The 3,361-nt window shown below is 73.1% G+C and carries 3 protein-coding genes; all 3 read right to left on the minus strand.

The genetic code is table 11. The annotated features are described in order from the left end of the window. Positions 1-1,114 (minus strand): serine/threonine-protein kinase (locus tag E1286_RS46535; RefSeq protein WP_132623728.1); only part of this gene is annotated, 1,114 nt, incomplete at its 3' end. Positions 1,115-1,225: 111 nt separating this feature from the next. Further along, positions 1,226-2,434 carry a serine hydrolase domain-containing protein gene (locus E1286_RS46540; protein ID WP_132623730.1) on the minus strand — a complete coding sequence of 403 codons (1,209 nt, stop codon included), beginning with the start codon at positions 2,432-2,434 and terminating at the stop codon, positions 1,226-1,228. A gap of 69 nt (positions 2,435-2,503) precedes the next feature. Beyond that, positions 2,504-3,361 (minus strand): cytochrome P450 (locus tag E1286_RS46545; protein WP_132623732.1); only part of this gene is annotated, 858 nt, incomplete at its 5' end.

A 3,361-nucleotide genomic window follows, 5' to 3' on the forward strand; every position in this document is an offset into this window, starting at 1 on the left:
GGGTCCGCGTGGGCGGCGTGGTCCGTGTGGTCCGGGCGGCGGGCTCGGGCTCGCTCTGCGTCTCCGGCGGCGGCATGAGGATCGTCCCGGGGCCGGGCGGGAGCCGTCCGCCCGACACCATGATGGCGACGGCCGCCGCGACGACGGTCGCGCCCGCCACCCACAGCTGCGGAGGTAAGCGCGGCATCCATGCCATGCGGTCGCGGATCCCGGCCGCGGCCTCCCGGTCGGTCCTGGCCAGCGGGAAGCGGAGGGCGAGCAGCGTGGCCTGCTCCGCCAGGTGCCGGCGCCCGCGCTTCTCCCAGTCGGGGCCGTACCCGGCGACCGCGTCCTCCTCCACCTCGGCCGCGAACTGCCGCGCCGAGGCGTACCTGGCCGCCGGGTCCTTGGCCAGCCCGCGCTTGAGCAGGTCGCGCAGCGTGTCCGGGGCCACCTCCAGCGGCACCGGCTCCACCAGGTGCTTGTCCCGCAGCGCGGGCACGTCCGGCTCGGCGTCCGCCCCCTCCTTGTACGCCCGGTACGGCGCCCGCCCCCGCACCGCCTCGAACAGCACGCACGCCGCCGCGTACAGGTCGGCCGACGGCCCCGCCTGGTGGCGCGTCCACAGCTCCGGCGACATGTACGCGGGCGTGCCCGCAGGGACGCCCGGCTCCTCGGCGTGCACCACGACGCCGAAGTCGGCCAGCTTGCTGGTGCCGTCGGCCTGGACGAGGATGTTGTCCGGCTTGACGTCCCGGTGCGGCACGCCCCGTTCGTGGGCCGCGGCCAGGGCGAGCAGCGTGCTCTTCAGCACGGCCAGCGCCGCCTCCGGGCTGGTCCGGCCGTGCTCGGTCAGCAGCGTGCGCAGCGACACGCCGTCCACCAGCTCCATGACGACGGCGGCCCTGGTCGGCATCTCGACGTACTCGTAGAGCCGCACCACGTTGGGGTCGTCGATCTCGACGAGCTGATGGGTGTCCGAGCGGAAGCGGTCCATGAACTCGGCGTCCCTGCGCAGGGTGGCGTTCAGGTATTTGATCGCCACGTGCGCACCGGTCGCCTCGTAGGTGGCCAGGAAGACGCGGCCGGTGCGACCGGCGCCGAGCTGGCGTACGTCACGATAACCAGGGACCAAGTCCTACCCCCATCGGCAAGCCCTCACCGGTTCGACGGTCTCACCCGGGGTTGGGGTTGTCACGACCGCAGATATTTCGCCCACCGTTAATGCGATATGACGATGAGTGACTCACAGCGAGTCGTAGACCGCCTGCACGAGGTTGGGGGCGCGCATGCCGCCCGAGGCCCCGTTGCTCATCTTGTTCATGACGTAGCCGATGCCGAGGCGGCGTTCTGGGTCGCCCATGCCGAGAGAGCCGCCCATGCCCGAGTGGCCGAACGCCGTCGGCGACGGCATCGGGAACGTCATCGACGGACGCATGAAGCCCAGCCCGAACGAGCTGTGCAGGAACAGCACCCGGTCGGGGCCGTCCACCCGGGGCCGCATGGCCTCCTGGAGCGTCCCCGGCCGCAGGATGTCGCCCGAGACCACCGAACGGTAGAAGCCGGCCAGCCCCCGGGCGGTGGTGACCACTCCGGCGGCCGGCCAGCCGGCGCGCAGGATGACCGGGTTGTTGGCGCCGCCTTCGAGCAGGTGCATGCCGGGGTTGCCGAGCGCCCGGTTCATCAGGCTGCCGGGGTCGAGCGCGGCCCGCGCCATCTGGGCCAGCAGGTCCTCCATCCGCCCGCCGTCCGTGGCCTCCTCGCCGACCGTCGGGGCCACCGCTCGCGGGTCGGCCGCGGGCGGCTCGCCGGTCCGACCGGAACGGGGACGGTCCGCGGCCTTGAGCCGGGCCGTACGGGCGATCACGGAGTCCGGCGCGCCCACCCACAGCTCCAGGCCCAGCGGCCCGGCGATCTCGGCGGCGACCAGCTCGCCCACCGACTTGCCGCTCACCCGCCTGACCACCTCGCCGACCAGGAATCCGTACGTGAGGGCGTGATAACCGTGGGCCGTCCCCGGCTCCCACACGGGGGCCTGGCGGGCGAGCCGGGCCGCGATCGCCGGCTGGTCCTCGAACTCCTCCACCGGCACCGGCTCCTCCACCGCGGGCAGCCCGGACTGGTGGGTGAGCAGATGTTCGACGGTGACCGACTCCTTGCCGTTCGCGGCGAACTCCGGCCACACGTCCGCGACCGGCGCCGTCACGTCCACCAGCCCCTGCTCCGCGAGGTGCAGCAGCACGGCGGCGGCGACGCCCTTCGTGCAGGAATAGGCGAACGCCGGGGTGTCGCGCTCCCAGGGCCGCCCGGTGTGCCGGTCGGCGACGCCGTCCCAGAGGTCCACGACCAGCTCGCCGTCGAGGTAGACGGCGAAGGCGGCGCCCAGCTCCTGCCCCTCGGCGAACTGCCGCTCGAACACCTCACGTACACGGGAGAACCTGGGATCGCAGTACATCGGACCTCCGCACTAATCACTTGGGCCCCGAGCCTAACAATCCGGGATGATTCCTCCCAGAGCAGATGATCAGCTCGGCCACGTCACCGGGAGGCTCTCCACGCCGTAGACGGCGGCGCCCTGCTTCAGCGGCACCTCGGCGGCCGGCACGGCGAGGCGCAGGCCGGGGAGGCGGTCGAACAGCGCCCGGTAGCCGATGCGCAGCTCGACCCTGGCGAGCTGCTGCCCCAGGCACTGGTGGACGCCGTGGCCGAACGCGAGATGCCTGCGGGCCTCCGGCCGGCCGGGCAGGAGCGCGTCGGGGTCGTCGAACTCGTCCGGGTCGCGGTTGATCACGGGCAGGGTCAGGGCGACCGTCTCGCCCTTCCTGACCAGCGTGCCGGCCACCTCGACGTCCTCCAGCGCGACCCTGGACGGCGCGCCGAGCTGCAGGACCGACAGCCAGCGCAGCAGCTCCTCGACCGCCCCCTCCTCGTAGGCCGATCCGTGCTCCAGCAGCGCGAACGTGCCCAGAGCCAGCATGTTGGCGGTGGTCTCGTGCCCGGCGACGAGCAGGATCATGGCGACGTTGGCCAGTTCCTCGTCGGTGAGGTCGCCCGTCAGGTCGCTGATCAGGTCGCCGGCCGGCTCGGCTCGGCGGCGCCGTACCAGCTCGCCGAGGTACGCCGACAGGTCGGCGATCGCCCCCGCCGTGTCATGGCCCCGCACGATGCGCGCCGTGCGCTCCTGGAAGAACCCGCGGTCGTCGTACGGGACTCCGAGCAGCTCGCAGATGACCAGGGACGGGATCGGCAGCGCGTACGCGGAGACCAGGTCGGCGGGCGGCCCGGCGGCGGCCATGGCGTCGAGGTGGTCGGCGGCGATCCGCTCGATGCGCGGCTCCAGCTCGCGCATCCTGCGGACGGTGAACCGGCCGGTGAGCAGGCG

The organism is Nonomuraea terrae (assembly GCF_004348995.1).
GTDB lineage: Bacteria > Actinomycetota > Actinomycetes > Streptosporangiales > Streptosporangiaceae > Nonomuraea > Nonomuraea terrae.